The organism is Sorangium sp. KYC3313, assembly GCF_052075895.1.
GTDB lineage: Bacteria > Myxococcota_A > Polyangia > Polyangiales > Polyangiaceae > Sorangium > Sorangium cellulosum_B.
This window is the reverse complement of sequence record NZ_CP197255.1, coordinates 7,971,226-7,987,245: the sequence shown is the minus strand read 5'-3', so window position 1 is coordinate 7,987,245 and position 16,020 is coordinate 7,971,226. Positions and strand designations below refer to the sequence as shown.

Here is a 16,020-nt window from a genome sequence, read left to right as displayed (position 1 = left end):
CTAGCGCGATGCGGCGTAAAACGGACCACCGAGTGTGGCCTGGGCGGACGGTCGGTGGCGCCCGGGTGTGGCGGCGCCGGGGCGGGGGCGGCGCCTCGGGGCCTGGGGGAGGTGGGCGGCGGTGCGAGCACGGCCTGTGCATCGCCCGGTCATCCGCGCCCTTTCGAAGCCTCGTCGGGCTCGTGTACCCTCGGTGGATGGCCGATGATGTGTTCGGGATCGTCGGCACGACCCAGGGGGCGTTCAAGGTAGAGCGGGTCGTCGCCGAGGGTGGGTTCGGCGTCGTCTATCGGGCGTACCACGAGGCTTTTCGAGCGCCGGTCGCGCTGAAATGCCTCAAGGTCCCGGCGACGCTGCCCGAGCAGCTGCGCGTGCAGTTTCTTGAAAAATTTCGCGAGGAAGCGGAGCTGCTGTTCCGCCTGTCGGCCGCGATCCCTGCCGTCGTCAGGCCGCTGCACCACGACGTGATCTCGGCCGCGACCGGCGCCTTCGTGCCGTTCATCGCGCTGGAGTGGCTCGAGGGCCGCACGCTCGCGAGCCACATCGCCACCCGCGCGGCGGTGGGAGCGCCGCAGCTCTCGCCGGAGGAGGTGATCCGGCTGCTCGCGCCGGTCGCGCGCGCGCTCGAGGCGGCGCACCATTTCCCCGGGCCGAGCGGCCCCACGTGCGTGGTGCACCGCGATCTCAAGCCGGCGAACATCTTCCTCGCGCAGATCCACGGCGCGGAGGTCGTCAAGATCCTCGACTTCGGGATCGCCCGCGCCCGCGACGCCGCGACGGTCATGGCCGGCCAGACCGCCACCACGTCGGGCGGCCTCTCGACGGCGTTCACGCCCGCCTACGGCGCGCCCGAGCAGTGGGCGCCGAAGCGCTTCGGCAAGACGGGCCCCTGGACCGACGTCTGGGGGCTCGCCGTGACCGTCGTCGAGGCGCTCGCCGGCCGCGAGATCATCGGCGGGGATCACGTGGCGATGATGGGCACGGTGCTCGACGAGAAGCGCCGCCCCACGCCGAGGAGCGAGGGCATCTTCGTGCCCGACGCGCTGGAGGCCGCCTTCCGGCGGGCGCTGGCCGTCGATCCGCGCGAGCGCTTCCGGGACATCGGGGCGTTCTGGGACGACGTCGAGCAGGCGCTCGGGCTGCCGCGGAGCGCTCCGCCGATCGCGGTGCCCAGCCGGAGCCACGCGCCGGCCGCCGCCCGCGTCCGCTCCTCGGTGTTGCCCGCATCGCCCTCGCCGCCGGGATCGACGCGGTCGCAGGATCTCGTCCAGGGCGCCAGCCTCGCGGCGCCGGCGGCGTTCGCGGAGGCGACGGCCCGGGAGCTCCACCTGCCGGAGCGCGGCGCCGGCCGCTTGCCGCCGCACAGCCTCCCCACCGAGCCGGTGGTGCCGCTCGCGCTCGACTGGTCTCCTCCCGCGCCCGCGCCCTTCGCGCGGCCGTCCTACGCGCCGTCGAGGATGCCGCCCCCGATGACGGAGCGCGCGCCCGCGCGCCCCAGCCTGAGCACCGGGGAGCTCATGGCGATGTTCGCCTTGCCGGTGCGGCTCGCCGGCGCGGGCGTCGTCATCACCGTCCTCGATCTCGCGGCCGCCTCGCTGCTCTTCGGCGGCCAGCGCGTCGGCGTGGGCCCCATCGGCGGCGTGGGCCCCATCGGGCTCTTCCACGTCGCGGTGGGCCTCGTGGTCCTGGGCATCGGGATCGCGGTGTTCCGGCTGTTCTCGTCGGACCGCTAGCGCAGCCCATGCCCGCGAGGCCGCGGGACCTGGGCGACACGCGGTGGGACGCCTCTCTACGGCTCCTCGCGCCGCACGCCCGTCGATCCGTAGCCGCCCGCGCCGCGCGCCGTCGGCGCGAGCGCCGGGACCAGGACCACGTCCGCGAGGGCGACCGGGCAGATCACGAGCTGGGCGATCCGATCGCCGCGGTGCACCGTGAACGGCGCGGCGCCGAGGTTGATCAGGACGACCTGGATCTCCCCGCGGTAGTCCGGATCGATCGTCCCGGGGCTGTTCAGCACGGTGACGCCGTGGTGAAGCGCGAGCCCCGAGCGCGGCCGCACCTGCCCCTCGTGGCCGTCGGGGAGGGCGACCGCGTAGCCCGTGGGCACGAGCTTCCGCTCCCCGGGCGCGAGCGTCACCGACGCCTCGATGGCCGCGCAGAGATCGAGCCCGACGGCTCCCTCGGACTGGTAGGCGGGGGGAGGGACCTCGATCGGCCCCACGCGGAGGAAAGGCACCTGGATGCGCACGCGGCGGAGCCTAGCCGGTCACGGGCGCGGCAGCAGCGCCTCGAGCGCCGAGCCCCGGAGCGCCTCGAGCGCCGAGTCCGACCACACCCGCGCCCGATCCGAGAACCCGGCCTCCACCGCGCGCCGGAGCAGATCGAGCGCCCCGTCGAGGTTCCCGTCCTTGGCGCTCGCGCGCGCCGCGTCGTACGCGTCCTGGCCGAGGCCCACGCGGCGGAAGATCGCCTCGTAGAGCCGCGCCGACCAGTCGAACGCGCCGCGCTCGAACGCGATCTCCGCCATCCGCCGCGCGTCGTCCTCCGAGAGCTGCTCCACGATGTCCAGCGCCACGGCCGCGGCCCGCGCCACCTCGCCCTGCTCCACGAGCACCCGGATCAGCGGGCCCGCGACCTCCTTCCGGTCGTCGCCGGCCTCCCGGGCCGCCTCGAGCGCCTTCCGCGCCTGCTTCAGCTCCCCGAGCGCGAGGTGCACCGCCCCGACCAGCGCCGGGTCCGGCTCGCCCTGCTTGCGCGCCTGCGCGAGCGCTTCCCCCGCGCGCTTCTCGTCGCCGAGGAGCAGGTGCGACCAGCCGATGAGCTCGTGCGCCTCCCGCAGCGCGCGCTTCGGCGGCGCCGGCGACTGCGCGAGCACCTCCGCCGAGAGCGCCATCGCCTCGCCCGTCCGCTCGTCCTCCACGGCCCGGCGCGCTCGCTGGAGCAGGACGGCCGTCTCGGGCGGCATCGGCTCCTCCTGGAACTCTGCTCGCCGGCGATTCATGGAGGGCGACGGCGCCGACGGCTCGCTGCGGAACCGCTGCAGGCTCTGGAACGCGGACATGGCGAGGATGAAGGAGAAGAAGAAGAACCCCGCCCTCAGAAAGAAGATGGCGAGGAGCACGGCGGCGATGCCCGAGATGGCTGCCGTCAGCCGGGCCCGCCGCGGGCCGAGCGCGTGCTCGAGCACGTGGCCGCCGTCGAACGGGAGCACGGGGATCAGGTTGAGGACGCCCCACCACAGGTTGACCGTGATGAGCATCTCCATCCCGCGCAGCACCAGGGTCGGGAGGGCGTAGAGCGCCGGGACATAGTTGAGCACGAGGTGAACGACCCCGGCGACGAGGAAGCCGGCGAAGGGGCCTGCCAGGCTGATCAGCACGTGCTGGAGCCGCCCGAGGGGCAGGAGCGAGCGCCAGGTCGTGGTCCCGCCCATGAAGTGGAGCGTGATCTCCGGCTCGATCCGGTACCGCTGGATGGCGAGCGCGTGGCCGAACTCGTGCATCAGGACCGACAGGAAGACCACGAAGATCCAGACCAGGAACAGCTGGTACTGCTGACTGGCCAGGATCCCGTACCCGAGCAGCGCGGCGGAGAGCCAGAACCCGAGCTGGACGTCGACCGAGACTCCAAACAGACGGAAGCTCATGCGCATGTAATAAGCCGTGCGGGCCCTTCGCTCAATGATTGCCGTGCGGACGCGGCCGGCCCTAGAGTGCGCGGCGTTGCGCGCGGCCAGGCAGGAGCGCGGCGCGCGCGGAGCGCCAGAGGGCGCGCCGCGCCCCTTCTTCCAGGCCGCGCGCGGCGTCGGGAGCGAGCATGGGCAGGGAGATCCGGGTCAGGAGATGGGCGCTCGCCGGGGTTGCCGCGGCGGGCATGGCGTGCGGCGCCGCACCGGCGCCCCCGCCGTCCCCCGAGGCCGCGCCGGCGCCCGCGGCGCCGGCCGAGGCCGCCGCGCCGGCCGCCGCCCGCCCGCCCGGGGCCTCCGCGCCGGCCGAGGCCGCCGCCGCGCCGACGGCCGCCGTGCCGCCCGCGTTCGAGGTTCCGCCCAACACGGCGGTCCTCCACGTCGGCGACTCGTTCGCGGTGGCGGGCTTCGCGCAGGCGCTCCGCCCCAGGATGCAGGAGCACCGCGTGCGCTACGCGGTGAAGGCCGAGACCAGCTCGTACACGGTGACGTGGGCTTCCAGGATGGAGCTCCTCGTCGCGAACTACCAGCCGGACCTCGTGATCATCAGCCTGGGCGCCAACGAGGTGGAGAACGTCAACCCGCCGGCCCACGCCGGCGCGATCCGCCGCATCGTCAAGGCGATCGGCGGTCGCCCGTGCGTGTGGGTGTCGCCGCCGCTCTGGCGCAAGGACACCGGCATCATCGACGTGATCCGGACGAACTCGGCCCCGTGCCGCTTCTTCGACTCCGACGCGCTGGTGCCGGGCCCTCTTCCGCGCCAGAAGGACAAGATCCACCCGAACGAGGTGGGGGGCGCGCGCTGGGCCGAGGCCTTCTGGAGCTGGCTCACGGCGGAGCACCTTCCGGCCGGCGAGGCGGCGCCGGCGCGCAGCCCCTGGGCGCTCCGGCCGTCTCCGCCGGAGGAGCACCGCTCCCGGGCGGAGGCCCCGGAGAGCGCGGTCCAGCCGGGCGCTCAGGTGTCGGAGCGGCGGGCGGAGTGATCGCGAGCTGACCGGCCGGCGCCCTACGCCGGCGACGTCGCCACGCCCGCGCCGCGGTGGACCAGCCCAGGATCGTGGCCGAGCGCCCCAGCGATCGCCGCCCTCACGTCCCGCATGAGCCGGTTGCGGCCCCCGGCGCCGTAGGGCGCAGGATCGATCGGCGGCATGATCGTGACCACCACCCGGTGGTGCTCCTGCACCACGAAATCCTTGGCCCGGAGCACGTGCCGCGTGCCGTCGATCGCCACCGGGAGGATGGGCGTGTTGGTCTCGATCGCCATCCGGAAGCCGCCGCTCTTGAACGGGAGGAGCGCGCCGGTCTTGCTCCGCGTCCCCTCCGGCGCGATCCAGACCCGGGTCCCGTCCTGCAGCATGGACGCGCCCACCTGCAGGCTCGCGCTGGCCTGGACGTGGTTGCTCCGGTTGATCCGGATGAACCCCGCCGCCTTCATCGCCTGGCCGAAGATCGGCACGTTGAACAGCTCCTTCTTGGCGATCATCCGGAGCCGCCCGGGGATCGCGCGGAACACCACCGGGATGTCGAAGAGGCTCTGGTGGTTCGACATCACGACGAACGGCCGTGTGCCCGAGGCGTTCTCGCGCCCGCGCACCACCAGATCCACGTCCGCGTCCTCGAGCACCTTGCGCGCCCACCAGTCCAGCCGCTCATCGCAGCGCTCGAGGGTCACACGCCCCATCATCGCGTCCACCACGGTCGGAAAGCAGATCCGGGCAGTGTCGAAGATTCCCATGAACGTCGTCTGAAGGCTCATCGCTCTCTTCCCGCTGGTTCCGCTGATAAGGTGGGGGGATCGCGTGGCGCGCCGGCGACCGAGCAGGCCCTGCCGCGCGCGGCGGCAAGCAGCCCCGAGGGGCGCCGAGCTCATCCAGGGCTCATCCAGCACTCGTCCACGGCTCGTCCGTACGCGAACGCCGCAAAGTATACCACTCAACCCCCGGCTGTGGTGCCGGTCACGGTCAGTACCACACGACGCACGTGGGGAGAACTACGGTGCTCCCAGACATACAGGGCCTGCCAGGTCCCGAGCGCGAGGCGGCCGCCCGAGATCGGGATCACCTCGCTCGAGCGGGTGACGGCGCTCCTGAGGTGGCCCGGCATGTCGTCGGGGCCCTCGTCGTCGTGCTCGTACTCGCGGCCCTCCGGGGCGAGGCGCGACATCCAGCGCTCCAGGTCGCGGAGGACGGCCGGATCGGCGTTCTCCTGGACGATGAGGCTCGCGGACGTGTGCTGCAGGAACACGGCGCAGAGGCCGACGTCGACGCCCGCGCCGGCGACGACGCGCGCGACCTCGCGCGTGATATCGACGAAACCCCGGCCGCTCGTGCGGATCTCGAGCGTGCGCTGGACGATGGTGGTCACCGCGTCATCTTAGCCGCCTTCGGCGCGGGCGCCCGGCACGACGTCGACGATGAGCCCCCAGCTCGTCCACTGCTGGAACCACACGCCGACCCGTTCGGCCAGCGCCGCGCCCGCCCCCTCTCCGGCGCCCGTCGCCTCGCCGGAGGCCTCCGCTCCGGCTCCGGGGGCTCCGGCCGCCACCTCCTCGCACGCCGGGACGAGCGGTACGCCCCGCCCGAGCGCCTCGAGGAGGGCGAACGCCGGCGGCTCGAGCTCCTCGAAGCGGATCGTGAGATCCGCGCCGCGGAACACGGCGAGGCGGACGGGGCGGGGCGCGGGCAGCGCGGGCGACCGGCCCTGCTTGAGCTCGCTCCGGAGGACGTGCGCCGGATGGCCGAGCCGCACCAGCGCGAGCAGCGGGTGAAGGACGATCCTGGCGGTGGACCAGCCGTCCGCCGGCATGCCCGTCACCTTCGCCGGATCGAGCGGAGGGGGCGAGGCGCCGTCGAACAGATCGACGAGGGCGTGCTCGTACCGCGCCACGTCGCGCGCGAGATCCCGCAGGGCAGGGGGGAACCCCTCGTGCGCGCCCGCGAAATCGGCGACCTCTCGCCCGAGGTCGCGCAGCGTGAAGCTCGCGGGCGGGTGCGCCGCGAGGTAGGCCCTCGCGAACGCGTCGAAGCCGTCGTCGCCGAGGACGTGCGCCAGCGCGGGGTAGTCCTCGCGGAGCGCGTCCCTGTGCCGCAGCCAGAACTGCCGCCGGTAGATGTCGGCCTGCTCGGCGGGCGCGAGCCGCTCGCTCCCGGCCACGTGCTCGCGGCACAGGCCGGCGAGCTCGGCGTCGTCCGGGAGCGGCGCGCCCGCCGTGAACACGCGGGTGAGCTGGCGCATCAGGGCGGCGAGGCCGGCCGGGGGCGCGGGGTCAGGCGGCGCGCGCACGCGCCACCTCCTGCCGGATCGCCCGCGCCTTCTCCGCCTCGGCGGCGAGGACCTCGAACGAGGGGATGTCGTCGTCCCACTCGATCAGCGTCGAGACGTCGCCGGTGCGGGCGACCGCGCGCCGGTAGAGCGCCCACACGGCGTCGACCACGTGATCGCTGTGGGTGTCGAGGATGTAGGCGCCCTGGTGCGCGTGGCCGGCGAGGTGAAACTGCACGATCCGGTGGTGCGGCACGCCGTCGATGTAGGCCTCCGGATCGAAGCCGTGGTTGTAGGAGGAGACGTAGACGTTGTTGACGTCGAGCAGGATGCCGCAGTCGGCCTCCTCAGCGACCGCCGAGAGGAACTCCCACTCGCTCATCCGGCTGGCCGTGAAGGTCAGGTAGCTCGACACGTTCTCGAGCGCGAGCCGGACCTCGAGGAAGTCCTGCACCACCCGCGCGCGCGCCGCGACGTGCCGCACGGCCTCGTCGGTGTACGGCAAGGGGAGCAGGTCGTGCAAGTTGATGCCGTGCGCGCCCGTCCAGCACAGGTGATCGCTCACCCAGGGCGAGCCCACCCTGGCGAGCAGCGCCTTCAGCCGGCGCAGGTAGTCGAAATCGAGCGGATCCGTGCTGCCGATCGACAGCGAGACGCCGTGCTGGACGAGGCGGTAGCTCGAGAGGAAGCGCTCGAGGTTGGCGATCGGCATGCCGCCGTCCACCATGAAGTTCTCGCTGATGATCTCGAACCAGTCGACCCGGGGCCGGTGCTCGAAGATGTGCCGGTAGTGCGGGATGCGCAGCCCGACGCCGACGCCGAGATCGGGGAGTCCCAGCCGCATCCGTTCGGGATTCACCATGGTTCACCGCGAGCCTTGCTCAGGGGTGGAGGGATGCGCCGCGGCGCCTCACGGCCCAGCGGAGCCGGCGGACCCGCGTGGCATGGCCCGACGGCCCAGCGGATCTGGCGGATCCGCGTGGATCCGCCGGATTCCGCCGGGCCGGGCGCGCCGGGTCTACGACGAGCAGTCGGCCGGCTTGCAGCCGCCCTTGCCCTTGCACTCGTTCTGGCCGGCGCACGCGTGGCTGTCGCTCTTGCAGCCGCCCTTGCCCTTGCACTCGTTCTTGCCGGCACAGCACGCCTTCGCGGCGTTCTCCGGCGCCGCGGCCGGAGGCGCATCGGCCGCGGGGGCGGCGCCCGTCTCGGGCGCGGGCGGAGGCGACGAGGCGCAGCCCGCGAGGCCCGCCACCATGCCCGACACCGCCGTCAACGCCAACGTCTTGCCCATGTCGATCGTCATCTGATCCTCCACGCTCGTCTTCGTCGCGATCACCGAGCCCACCGCGCGCCTCGCCAGCATGGCGCGCCCGCGCGCTGGAGCCCGTCGGGGCTCGCCGGCCTCTCGACCGCGCGGAGCCCATCGGCTACGCGTCACTACGCCCGGCCGGCTCCACGGTTTCAGTTCGGACGCGTTGATTCTTCATTCAACTCCCCGTAAGTGAGCGGGGTTGACCTCCACGCCCACGCGAGCCCCCCCTGCGTGCACGGCGTCCGCCGGCGTAGCCTCTGCGGCTGGGGCGCGCGGCCAGCGTGCAGCGTTCCATGCGCGACGTAACTCGCTTCGGATGGCAGGCGCAAGACAAAGCGTCCAGCGCGGCGCGCCGGCGCCGTGGCGCGTCCTCGTCCCCCCGCGCCGCGGGGCGCTCCCCGTGCTCGCGGCGCTCTCGCTGGGGGCGGCCGGCTGCGGGGGGGCTCCGCGCGCGGGGGCCGGCGCGGCGGGTGATGCGGCGGGTGATGCGGTCTCCAGGCGCGAGTTCCCGGTCGAGGCGATCGCCGCCGAGCTCGAGGCGATGAGCGGCGCGGTGCTCGAAGGGCGGGGAGCGACGTTCCGGGACATCCTGGCCGACGCGATCGCGAAGGACGCGTACCTGTGCCAGCCGGCGCCGCGCCGCGTCTTCTCCGGGGCGCGCGGCGACGTGCCGGAGGGGGAGCGGCGGATCGCCGGGGTGATGCCGCACTACGGCCTCTTCTTCGGCCCGATGAGCTACCTCGTGCGGCGGCGCGGCGGCGCCTGGGAGGTCGACGTGCGCATCGCGGTCGACCCGCCGGAGGGCGCGGGCTGGCTCGAGCTGCCCGACTGCGGGCTCTCCGCCCGGCTCGGGGGCGCGATCGCGTGCCGCGGGACGCCGTACGCGCGCTCGGGATCGACGGACGCCTGCCCGGGGTCCGGCGTGTTCACGGCGAGGGCGACGCCGGCCGCGATCCGCGCGCTGCTCGCGCGCTGGTCGGACGAGGCCGAGGGGTACTGGAACCGCGACGCGCGCGCCTTCGGGCTGCCGGTGCGCTACGACTTCGACTTCGTGCTGGCGGACGAGGCGCGCGCGCGGGCGCTCCACGTCGACCTCGCGGTGCCGCTCTCGCCGACGTGCGGCAGGACGCCGTACTTCAGCGCGATGCGGGCCGGCTGGTCGCTGCCCGTTCTCGCCCACGAGGTGGGGCACGTGCTCGGGCTGCTCGACGAGTACGAGGCGCTCTCCGGGATCGTCAGCTGCTATCCCAAGACGCCGTTCCCGGGCGCCGAGATCAGCCGGATGGGGCTGTCGATGAAGGAGGAGACGCGGCTGCTGCCGATCCATCACTACCTCGTGCTCCGCCGCTTCTTCTGCCGCGAGCCCGCGTCCATCGACCCGTATGCCGGCGCGATCCGCTGACCCGACGCCGGCGCGATCCGCCGAGCGCCCCGCGCGGCCCCGCGCCGGCCGCCGCCTCGCGGCCGCGGCGCTCGCCTACGTCAGCGCCGCGGCGCTCGCGTGGACGGGGCTCGCGGGCTGCCGCTCGGAGCGAGAGCGCGGCGCGGCGGACGCGGGGCCGAGCGCGGCGGACGCGGGAACCAGCGCGGCGGACGACGGGGCCGGGGCGGCGGACGTGGCGCCGCCGCTCGTGGGGGCGCCTCCGGGGCCGAGGGCGCTCGCGCCGCCGGCGGAGCCGCGCTGTCCGCCGGAGATGGTGCGGGTCGCGCGCCGGTTCTGCGTCGATCGCTACGAGGCGGTGCTGCTCGACAGGGAGACGGGGCTCGAGATCTCGGCGTTCTATCCTCCGTCGCGCCAGGCGGCCGCGTCCGTCGAGCGCGTGTGGTCGAAGATGCGGCTGCAGCTCGGGGACGACGAGGCCCGCCGCATGGAGCTGCCGCTCCTGCCCGGCTGGCAGAAGCAGCGCGAGTTCGAGCCGCGCGCGGTGTCGCGCAAAGGCGTGCTCCCGCAGGGCTACACGACCGGCGCGCAGGCGGAGCTCGCGTGCCGGAACGCGGGCAAGCGGCTCTGCTCGCTCGACGAGTGGCGGACGGCGTGCCGCGGCGAGCGGGACGAGCAGTTCCCGTACGGGCCGACGTACGCGGACGGGCGGTGCAACGTGTTCCGCGAGCACCACCCGGCCGGCGTGCTCCACCGCGACATGACGCTCGGGCACAGCGACCCTCGGCTCAACCTGGTGCGCGTCGCCGGGGCGCCGCTCCTGCGGCGGACGGGCGAGACCGCGACGTGCGCGAGCGCGTGGGAGGACGACGCGATCGCCGACATGGTCGGCAACCTGGACGAGTGGATCGACGACCCGGACGGGACCTTCGTCGGCGGGTTCTACGCGCGCGCGACCCGGGAGGGGTGCATGGCGCGCGTCGCGTCGCACGATTTCACGTATTTCGACTACTCGACCGGCGTCCGCTGCTGCGCGGATCTGCGCGCGGCGTGGTGACGGCGCGGGCCGCCGGACGCGCGACGAAGAACACGGCTGGCCGGCAGGAGCGCTCGTGCCGATGTGACGGGCTGCGCGCAAGACGTGCGGAGCCCGCAATTCATTCCCGCCTGGCCAGCCCCTGCCGTACCACCTCTCGAGCGACGAACGGGCTCCATTCGTGGAGCAGCTGCAGGGTCAGCCCTCCGTCAAGGTAGGCCGTGTAGTACAGCTCCCGTGCGGCGAGGCACTCCTTGTCGTTGAGCTTCAGTCGCTCGATGGTCGCCTGAACACGCGCACGCGTCTCGCCGTGAAGACCTTCCGCTGGGAGCACCTGAAGGAAGGACATCTCCAGGACGAACCACCCGTCAGGGATCTCCATGGGGTCGAGGACGTCCTCGAAGTCGCGCTTGCGCGCGTTCATGAGCGAGCACACGAAGCGGTAGTTGCTCCACTCGTAGGCGAGCTCGCGACGCTTCGACTTCGGCGCGACGTGATCGACGGATCGTGCCCCCGTGCCTCGCGGAACGAGCACGCACCGGTAGGCGCAGATGCTGCGGTAGCTGTCCCGGAGATCGTCCAGGCACTCCCGCCAGGTTGGGGGCAGGGGCTCCAGGTTCGCGGCGAGGGCGCGCAGGCCGGGCTGCCGGACCAGCGCGTCGAAGCGCGCCGGCTCGGGCTGGAGGTGCACGTGGATCACGGCGTAAGCCCGGCCTGCCGAGCCCTGACGAGCCACCGCGCCCAGAAGGGATCGGTGTCCTTGAGCACGTCGTGCAGCTCCTCGTGGATCCGCTTCGCGTCCTCGATCGGCAGATCTGGCCGCCGCATCGCCGCCATGGCGTCGAGGATCGCCTTCTCCGCCTCGACGGACCGCGCTTGCGCGAGGTCGAACACGTCGGACGTGAGCCACGACGAGGCATCCCCGCGTGGCTTCCACGCGGGCTTCGATACGGTGACCTCGGCACCGTCGAGGTCGAACAGGAAGAGCGCGTCGCGAGCCTCGTCGAAGTGCGGCTCGGCGGAGGCGAGGACCATCGGCGCGTGGGTGGTGATGAAGAGCTGCGTCTCGATGGATGCCTCGAGCTCGCGGGACACCCGGAGCAGCGCAGGCAAGATCACGCGCTGCCACTGCGGGTGCAGGTGAGCCTCCACCTCGTCGACGAGCACCACCAAGCTCCGCTCCGGCGCGGCGTTCCGGAGCTTCGCCGCCTCGACGTGCTCGCGCCACATCCAGACCAGGAGGTAGGCGAAGGAGAGGATCCGCTTCATCCCGGCGGACGCGAGCACCACCGGGACGTTGCCGTACGGCATGTCGAGGGTGGGGATGTCGCGCACGTCGTGCAGCGATACACGGGTCGTGATCGCTCCGGGTCGGAGGGTCTCTCCAGGCCTCGGCGACAGGACCTCCAGCACGCGCGTCAGCAGATCGAACGTGCTGTCTCGCCGGAGCTGCCATGTCGTCCAGTCGCGGATCAGGCCGTTGCAGAGCACCGAGCCGTCGTGGTCATCGGCGGTGAGCCCGTTCCAGATCTGGCTGGGCGCGAAGTGAAACCCAGGCACGGGTCCCGATGATCTCGCGCCGAGTGGGAACTGCAGATGCGCCGCAGGTCGAAGCGGATCCCACACGGAGAAGCTGCCGTCGACGCGGGCGTAGAAGATGAGGCCGGAGCGCCTGGAGGCCCCGCGTGGGTAGACGGTGTGCCAATTTTGCTGCTCGAAGTCGAACGATGACGAGATCCGATGCACGGACTCCCCGTCACGCGTCTCCCGGACGATCTCTGGCCGGACCGCCGGGCCGCGTCGCGGTGCCGCGGGATAGCCGGGCCACGTGCTTGTCAGCGCGAACCAGCTGACATCCAGCACGAAGGTCTTTCCGAGTCCGTTGTCGCCTGCGAAGAGGTTGAGCCGAGGCGCGAGCTCGAACGCCATCGCGGGCGCCGGTCCGGTGTCGTGCAGTTCCAGCCTCTCAAGCATCGCGGCCTCTCACGGTGGAGCCGGTCAGCTCGGCGGGTTGCTCTCGTTCGCTCATCGGACCGACCATGGCATCGCGTGATCTGCTGGGTCGCGCGGTAAAAGGCAAGAAAAGGCGTCCCTGTGGGGCTCGCCGATCGCGAGGTCCCGCAGGGGGCGCGGGGTTGCCTGTGCGTCGAGCTTGCACCTCGGCGATAGGTCGAGGCGCGAGCGCCCCATGTCCTCGAACGAGCGTGGTGACGGGGGTCTGGAACGGATCGAAACCGTTGAGGAGGGGCTGGCGACGGGGGCCGTAACGGATCGCATCCGTCGAGGTGGGCTGGCGACGGGGGGCCTCGACGGATCGCAACCGTCGGGAGGGGCCTGCCGCCGGGGGGCCTCAACGGATCGAGTGAGCGCGAGGGGCCTGTCGCCGGGGGTCGTCGACGGATCGAGTGAGCGCGAGGGGCCCGCCGCCGGGGGTCTTCGACGGCTCGAGTGAGCGCGAGAGACCCGCCGCCGGGGGTCTTCGACGGATCGAGTGAGCGCGAGGGGCCCGCCGCCGGGGGTCTTCGACGGATCGAGTGAGCGCGAGGGGCCCGCCGCCGGGGGTCTTCGACGGATCGAGTGAGCGCGAGGGGCCCGCCGCCGGGGGTCTTCGACGGATCGAGTCCGTCGGGACGCCCTCAGGTCGTGGGGCGGCCGACCGCGAGGAAGGCCTCCTCGCCCTTCGGGCGCCGCCGGTCGCGCCAGACGAGCGCCGCGGGCAACACCAGCACGGCCGCGAAGAGGCACGCGAGCTCGCCGATGACCGCGGCGACGCCCAGGCTCCGCACCGCGTAGTTCTGCGAGCGGACCAGGGCGAGGTAGCCCAGCGTCGTCGTGAGGCTGCAGAGGATCACGGCGCCGCCCGTCTCGCGCACCGCGGTCAGCGCGCCGCCGGCGCCCTCCCGCGCGTACCGCTGCACGATGTTCACGGCGTAGTCGACGCCGATGCCGAACGTCAGCGGCAAGGCGATGAAGTTCAGGAAGTTGAGCTTCACGTTCATCAGCACGAGCAACCCCGCCATCCACGAGGCGCCGACGAGCAGCGCGCCGAGCACCGCGAACGCCGGACGGCCGCCGCGGAAGGCGACGAGCACGACGAGGACCGTCGCGGCCAGCGAGAAGAGCACCGCCGGCGGCACGTCGTCGATGACCGCCGCCCACATGTCCGCGTAGATGACCGCGCGCCCCGAGCCGCGGACGACGCTGCCGTCGGGGAGCCGCGTCTCGCGGTACGCGTCCGCCCACCGGAAGAGGTAGTGCGCGTCGTGCACGCTCTCGGGCGTGGTCGGGCTGATGTACACGATGCGCCCGCGCGTCCCGTCGGTCTCGGTGAAGGCGCGCGCCACGCCCGCCGGCAGATCGTCGATCCCGAACGGCGCGAGATCGTCCGGCGGGATGACCGCCTGGATGCGGCGCCAGTCCTCGTCGCCCACGAGGCCGCGCTTCCGCGCCCTGAGGACGCGATCCTTGATCTCCTGGAGCAGCGGGAGCTTCTCCGCCTGATCCCGCGGGACCAGATCCTGGAGCGCGTAGATCTCCTTGAACGGCTTCTCGCCCTCGGGCGCCGCGTCGCGCCTCGCGTAGAGCGCGGCGCGGAGCGGCTCGACCTGCTCGGGCCGGTCCACGAGGATCGCCATGCCGTCGGTGCCGACGTAGCCGGTGATCTCCTCCGCGAGCGAGCTCAGGCGGATCTGCGCCGCGCGGGCCCCCTCGTCGTTGCGGAGGTTCTGGAGGTTGTACTCCATCGGATCGGCGCGCACGTAGCTCACCGTGGCGACGAGGCCGGCCGCGGCCAGGGCGAGACCCGCGAGCGTGAGCGTGACCGGGCTCCGCGACGCGAGCCGCGCGAACGGCGCGCCGAACGCGATGCCGCCCTGGGCGCGCCGCCGCAGCCTGCCGAGCAAGCCCGGCGACTCCTGCTCGAGGGGGACGATCCGGTCCATCACCGCGAGGATGCTCGGCAGCGCGACGAACGTGGCGATCCAGCAGAGCACCATGCCGGCGCTGCCGATGAGGCCGAAGTCGTGGAACCCGCGGAACTCGGTGACGAGCAGCGAGCCGTAGGCGGCCGCGGCCGCGCAGCCGGCCGTGAGCGTGGGCAGCCAGGTCTCGCGGTGGGCGACGCGCACGCCCTCGAGCAGGCTCGCGCCGCCGCGGCGCGCCTCGAGGTAGCGCGCCATGTAGATGATCCCGAAGTTGATCCCGTTGCCGGCGACGATCGAGAAGAGGAACCCGGTCGCCATGTTGAGGTGGCCGAGCGCGAGCTGGGTGGCGCCGAACGTCCAGGCGACGCCGATGCCGATCGTGATCAGCATGGCGACGAGCGTGCGCAGGCGCAGGTAGTAGAGGAACACGACCGCGGCGATGAGGACCGCGCCCGAGACGCCGACGTCGGTCAGGTCCTCGTTGATGGCCGCGTACTCGGCGATGCCGGTCTGAAGATCGCCGGCGAGGCCGTGGGTGATCCCCGCGTCGAACGAGGCGGGGCGCACGCGCTCGACGACCTCGCTCACGCGCCGGATCGCCTCGGAGCCGGCGGCGAAATCGCTGGCCATCACCTTCGAGCGGATGGCGACGACGACGGTCTTGCCGTCCTTCGACTGGTAGTAGCCGTCGGGGTAGCGCCCCGTGTCGACCCCCTGGAGGCCGAGGCTCTGCTCGATCGAGCCGGCGTTGATCTCGGGGGGCGGCTCGTCGTCATCGAGCAGCGCGCCCGTCGCCTTGTTGACCTCGTAGGCGTAGCGCGCCTCGATGTCGTCCCTGAGCTTGGTGAGCCTGTCGCGGTCGACGTAGAGCCCGGCGCGCGGCGAGAGGAAGCGGTAGGCCTCGTGCACCCCGTCCTCGACGCTGCCGACCCACGGGGGGCCGATCTTCTCGATCTCCGGGACGAGCGCGTCCGCGGCCCGCTGGAGCGCGGCCGTGGGCGTGCCCTCGCCGCCCTGGAGCACGACGAAGAGCGTGGAGACGCCGGCCGTCTTGGCCGCGACCCGGTCGAGCTCCTGCACGCTGGGCCGCGACGCCGGCAGCAGCGACTCGAACCCGGTCAGCACATGGAGCCGCGTCGCCAGGAAGAGGGCGATGACGGTGAGGATCCCGGTCACGAGCAGCGGCAGCGCCGGCCGCTTCACCTGGAGCTCGGCGAGGCGCGACGCGAGCCCGCCGCCGCGCGGCGAGGGCGGCGCGAGGCGGGGAGAGGGCTCGCGGGGAGCTTCACCGGAGCTTTCGTGTGAATCAGGGGAATCAGGGGAAGGAAACGGGCGGGGCGCCGGAGGCGGTGGCATGGGGGGAGCGGACATGAGACGGTGTGTAGATCCGGGGCGGAAAGGGACGTTGGAAGGACGGTGGAA

General features: G+C 73.0%; 14 protein-coding genes. 4 read left to right on the top strand and 10 right to left on the bottom strand.

Translation table 11 applies throughout. The annotated features are described in order from the left end of the window. The first annotated feature begins 197 nt into the window (after window positions 1–197). Window positions 198–1,733 (top strand): serine/threonine-protein kinase, encoded by a 1,536-nt coding sequence (locus ACSRUE_RS30770; protein ID WP_441286698.1) that lies wholly within the window; start codon window positions 198–200, stop codon window positions 1,731–1,733. 56 nt (window positions 1,734–1,789) lie between these two features. Here ACSRUE_RS30770 and dut read toward each other — a convergent pair whose 3' ends face one another. Beyond that, window positions 1,790–2,248, bottom strand: coding sequence for a dUTP diphosphatase (gene dut, locus ACSRUE_RS30765; protein WP_441286697.1), 459 nt, complete (start codon window positions 2,246–2,248; stop codon window positions 1,790–1,792). A gap of 18 nt (window positions 2,249–2,266) precedes the next feature. After that, complete coding sequence (locus tag ACSRUE_RS30760; RefSeq protein ID WP_441286696.1) at window positions 2,267–3,646, bottom strand: site-2 protease family protein; 1,380 nt, start codon at window positions 3,644–3,646, stop codon at window positions 2,267–2,269. A gap of 170 nt (window positions 3,647–3,816) precedes the next feature. Between ACSRUE_RS30760 and ACSRUE_RS30755 the strand changes: the two genes are divergently transcribed. Continuing rightward, entirely contained in the window at window positions 3,817–4,668 is an 852-nt protein-coding gene (locus ACSRUE_RS30755; RefSeq protein WP_441286695.1) for an SGNH/GDSL hydrolase family protein, read from the top strand. A 23-nt stretch (window positions 4,669–4,691) separates the two neighbouring features. On the opposite strand, the gene ACSRUE_RS30750 is transcribed toward ACSRUE_RS30755, so the two are convergent. From ACSRUE_RS30750 to ACSRUE_RS30730, 5 genes are all read right to left on the bottom strand, one after another. Further along, window positions 4,692–5,441, bottom strand: coding sequence for a lysophospholipid acyltransferase family protein (locus ACSRUE_RS30750; RefSeq protein ID WP_441286694.1), 750 nt, complete (start codon window positions 5,439–5,441; stop codon window positions 4,692–4,694). A gap of 176 nt (window positions 5,442–5,617) precedes the next feature. Next, window positions 5,618–6,049, bottom strand: a complete 432-nt coding sequence (locus ACSRUE_RS30745) for a secondary thiamine-phosphate synthase enzyme YjbQ (protein ID WP_441286693.1) — start codon at window positions 6,047–6,049, stop codon at window positions 5,618–5,620. Between the two features lie 9 nt (window positions 6,050–6,058). Beyond that, window positions 6,059–6,967, bottom strand: coding sequence for an HvfC/BufC family peptide modification chaperone (locus ACSRUE_RS30740; protein WP_441286692.1), 909 nt, complete (start codon window positions 6,965–6,967; stop codon window positions 6,059–6,061). Then, a complete protein-coding gene (gene bufB / locus ACSRUE_RS30735; RefSeq protein ID WP_441286691.1) occupies window positions 6,951–7,808 on the bottom strand; it encodes an MNIO family bufferin maturase in 858 nt (285 codons plus the stop codon). The genes ACSRUE_RS30740 and bufB overlap by 17 nt, the downstream gene beginning before the upstream one ends. Before the next feature lie 156 nt (window positions 7,809–7,964). Then, entirely contained in the window at window positions 7,965–8,309 is a 345-nt protein-coding gene (locus ACSRUE_RS30730) for a hypothetical protein (protein ID WP_441286690.1), read from the bottom strand. A 265-nt stretch (window positions 8,310–8,574) separates the two neighbouring features. Here ACSRUE_RS30730 and ACSRUE_RS30725 point away from each other — a divergent pair, with 265 nt between their 5' ends. Next, window positions 8,575–9,660, top strand: coding sequence for a hypothetical protein (locus ACSRUE_RS30725; protein WP_441286689.1), 1,086 nt, complete (start codon window positions 8,575–8,577; stop codon window positions 9,658–9,660). Beyond that, window positions 9,641–10,696, top strand: coding sequence for a hypothetical protein (locus ACSRUE_RS30720; protein WP_441286688.1), 1,056 nt, complete (start codon window positions 9,641–9,643; stop codon window positions 10,694–10,696). Before ACSRUE_RS30725 ends, ACSRUE_RS30720 begins: the two co-directional genes overlap by 20 nt. 100 nt (window positions 10,697–10,796) lie before the next feature. Here the strand turns inward: ACSRUE_RS30720 and ACSRUE_RS30715 are convergent, their stop codons facing one another. The 3 genes from ACSRUE_RS30715 to ACSRUE_RS30705 form a co-directional block, all read right to left on the bottom strand. Then, the gene (locus ACSRUE_RS30715) at window positions 10,797–11,375 is read right to left on the bottom strand and encodes a hypothetical protein (RefSeq protein WP_441286687.1); all 579 of its coding nucleotides are present in this window, start codon (window positions 11,373–11,375) and stop codon (window positions 10,797–10,799) included. Beyond that, the gene (locus ACSRUE_RS30710) at window positions 11,372–12,649 is read right to left on the bottom strand and encodes an AAA family ATPase (RefSeq protein WP_441286686.1); all 1,278 of its coding nucleotides are present in this window, start codon (window positions 12,647–12,649) and stop codon (window positions 11,372–11,374) included. Before ACSRUE_RS30710 ends, ACSRUE_RS30715 begins: the two co-directional genes overlap by 4 nt. Window positions 12,650–13,311: 662 nt before the next feature. Further along, a complete protein-coding gene (locus tag ACSRUE_RS30705) occupies window positions 13,312–15,801 on the bottom strand; it encodes an efflux RND transporter permease subunit (RefSeq protein WP_441286685.1) in 2,490 nt (829 codons plus the stop codon). Between the last annotated feature and the right edge of the window lie 219 nt (window positions 15,802–16,020).

Excerpts from the sequence above, each read along its gene's own strand:
- ACSRUE_RS30755 (WP_441286695.1), top strand. The coding sequence starts at position 3,817 with ATGGGCAGGGAGATCCGGGTCAGGAGATGGGCGCTCGCCGGGGTTGCC.
- ACSRUE_RS30720 (WP_441286688.1), top strand. The coding sequence starts at position 9,641 with ATGCCGGCGCGATCCGCTGACCCGACGCCGGCGCGATCCGCCGAGCGC.
- ACSRUE_RS30760 (WP_441286696.1), bottom strand. The coding sequence starts at position 3,646 with ATGAGCTTCCGTCTGTTTGGAGTCTCGGTCGACGTCCAGCTCGGGTTC.
- ACSRUE_RS30725 (WP_441286689.1), top strand. The coding sequence starts at position 8,575 with ATGGCAGGCGCAAGACAAAGCGTCCAGCGCGGCGCGCCGGCGCCGTGG.
- ACSRUE_RS30730 (WP_441286690.1), bottom strand. The coding sequence starts at position 8,309 with ATGCTGGCGAGGCGCGCGGTGGGCTCGGTGATCGCGACGAAGACGAGC.
- ACSRUE_RS30750 (WP_441286694.1), bottom strand. The coding sequence starts at position 5,441 with ATGAGCCTTCAGACGACGTTCATGGGAATCTTCGACACTGCCCGGATC.
- ACSRUE_RS30770 (WP_441286698.1), top strand. The coding sequence starts at position 198 with ATGGCCGATGATGTGTTCGGGATCGTCGGCACGACCCAGGGGGCGTTC.
- ACSRUE_RS30710 (WP_441286686.1), bottom strand. The coding sequence starts at position 12,649 with ATGCTTGAGAGGCTGGAACTGCACGACACCGGACCGGCGCCCGCGATG.
- bufB (WP_441286691.1), bottom strand. The coding sequence starts at position 7,808 with ATGGTGAATCCCGAACGGATGCGGCTGGGACTCCCCGATCTCGGCGTC.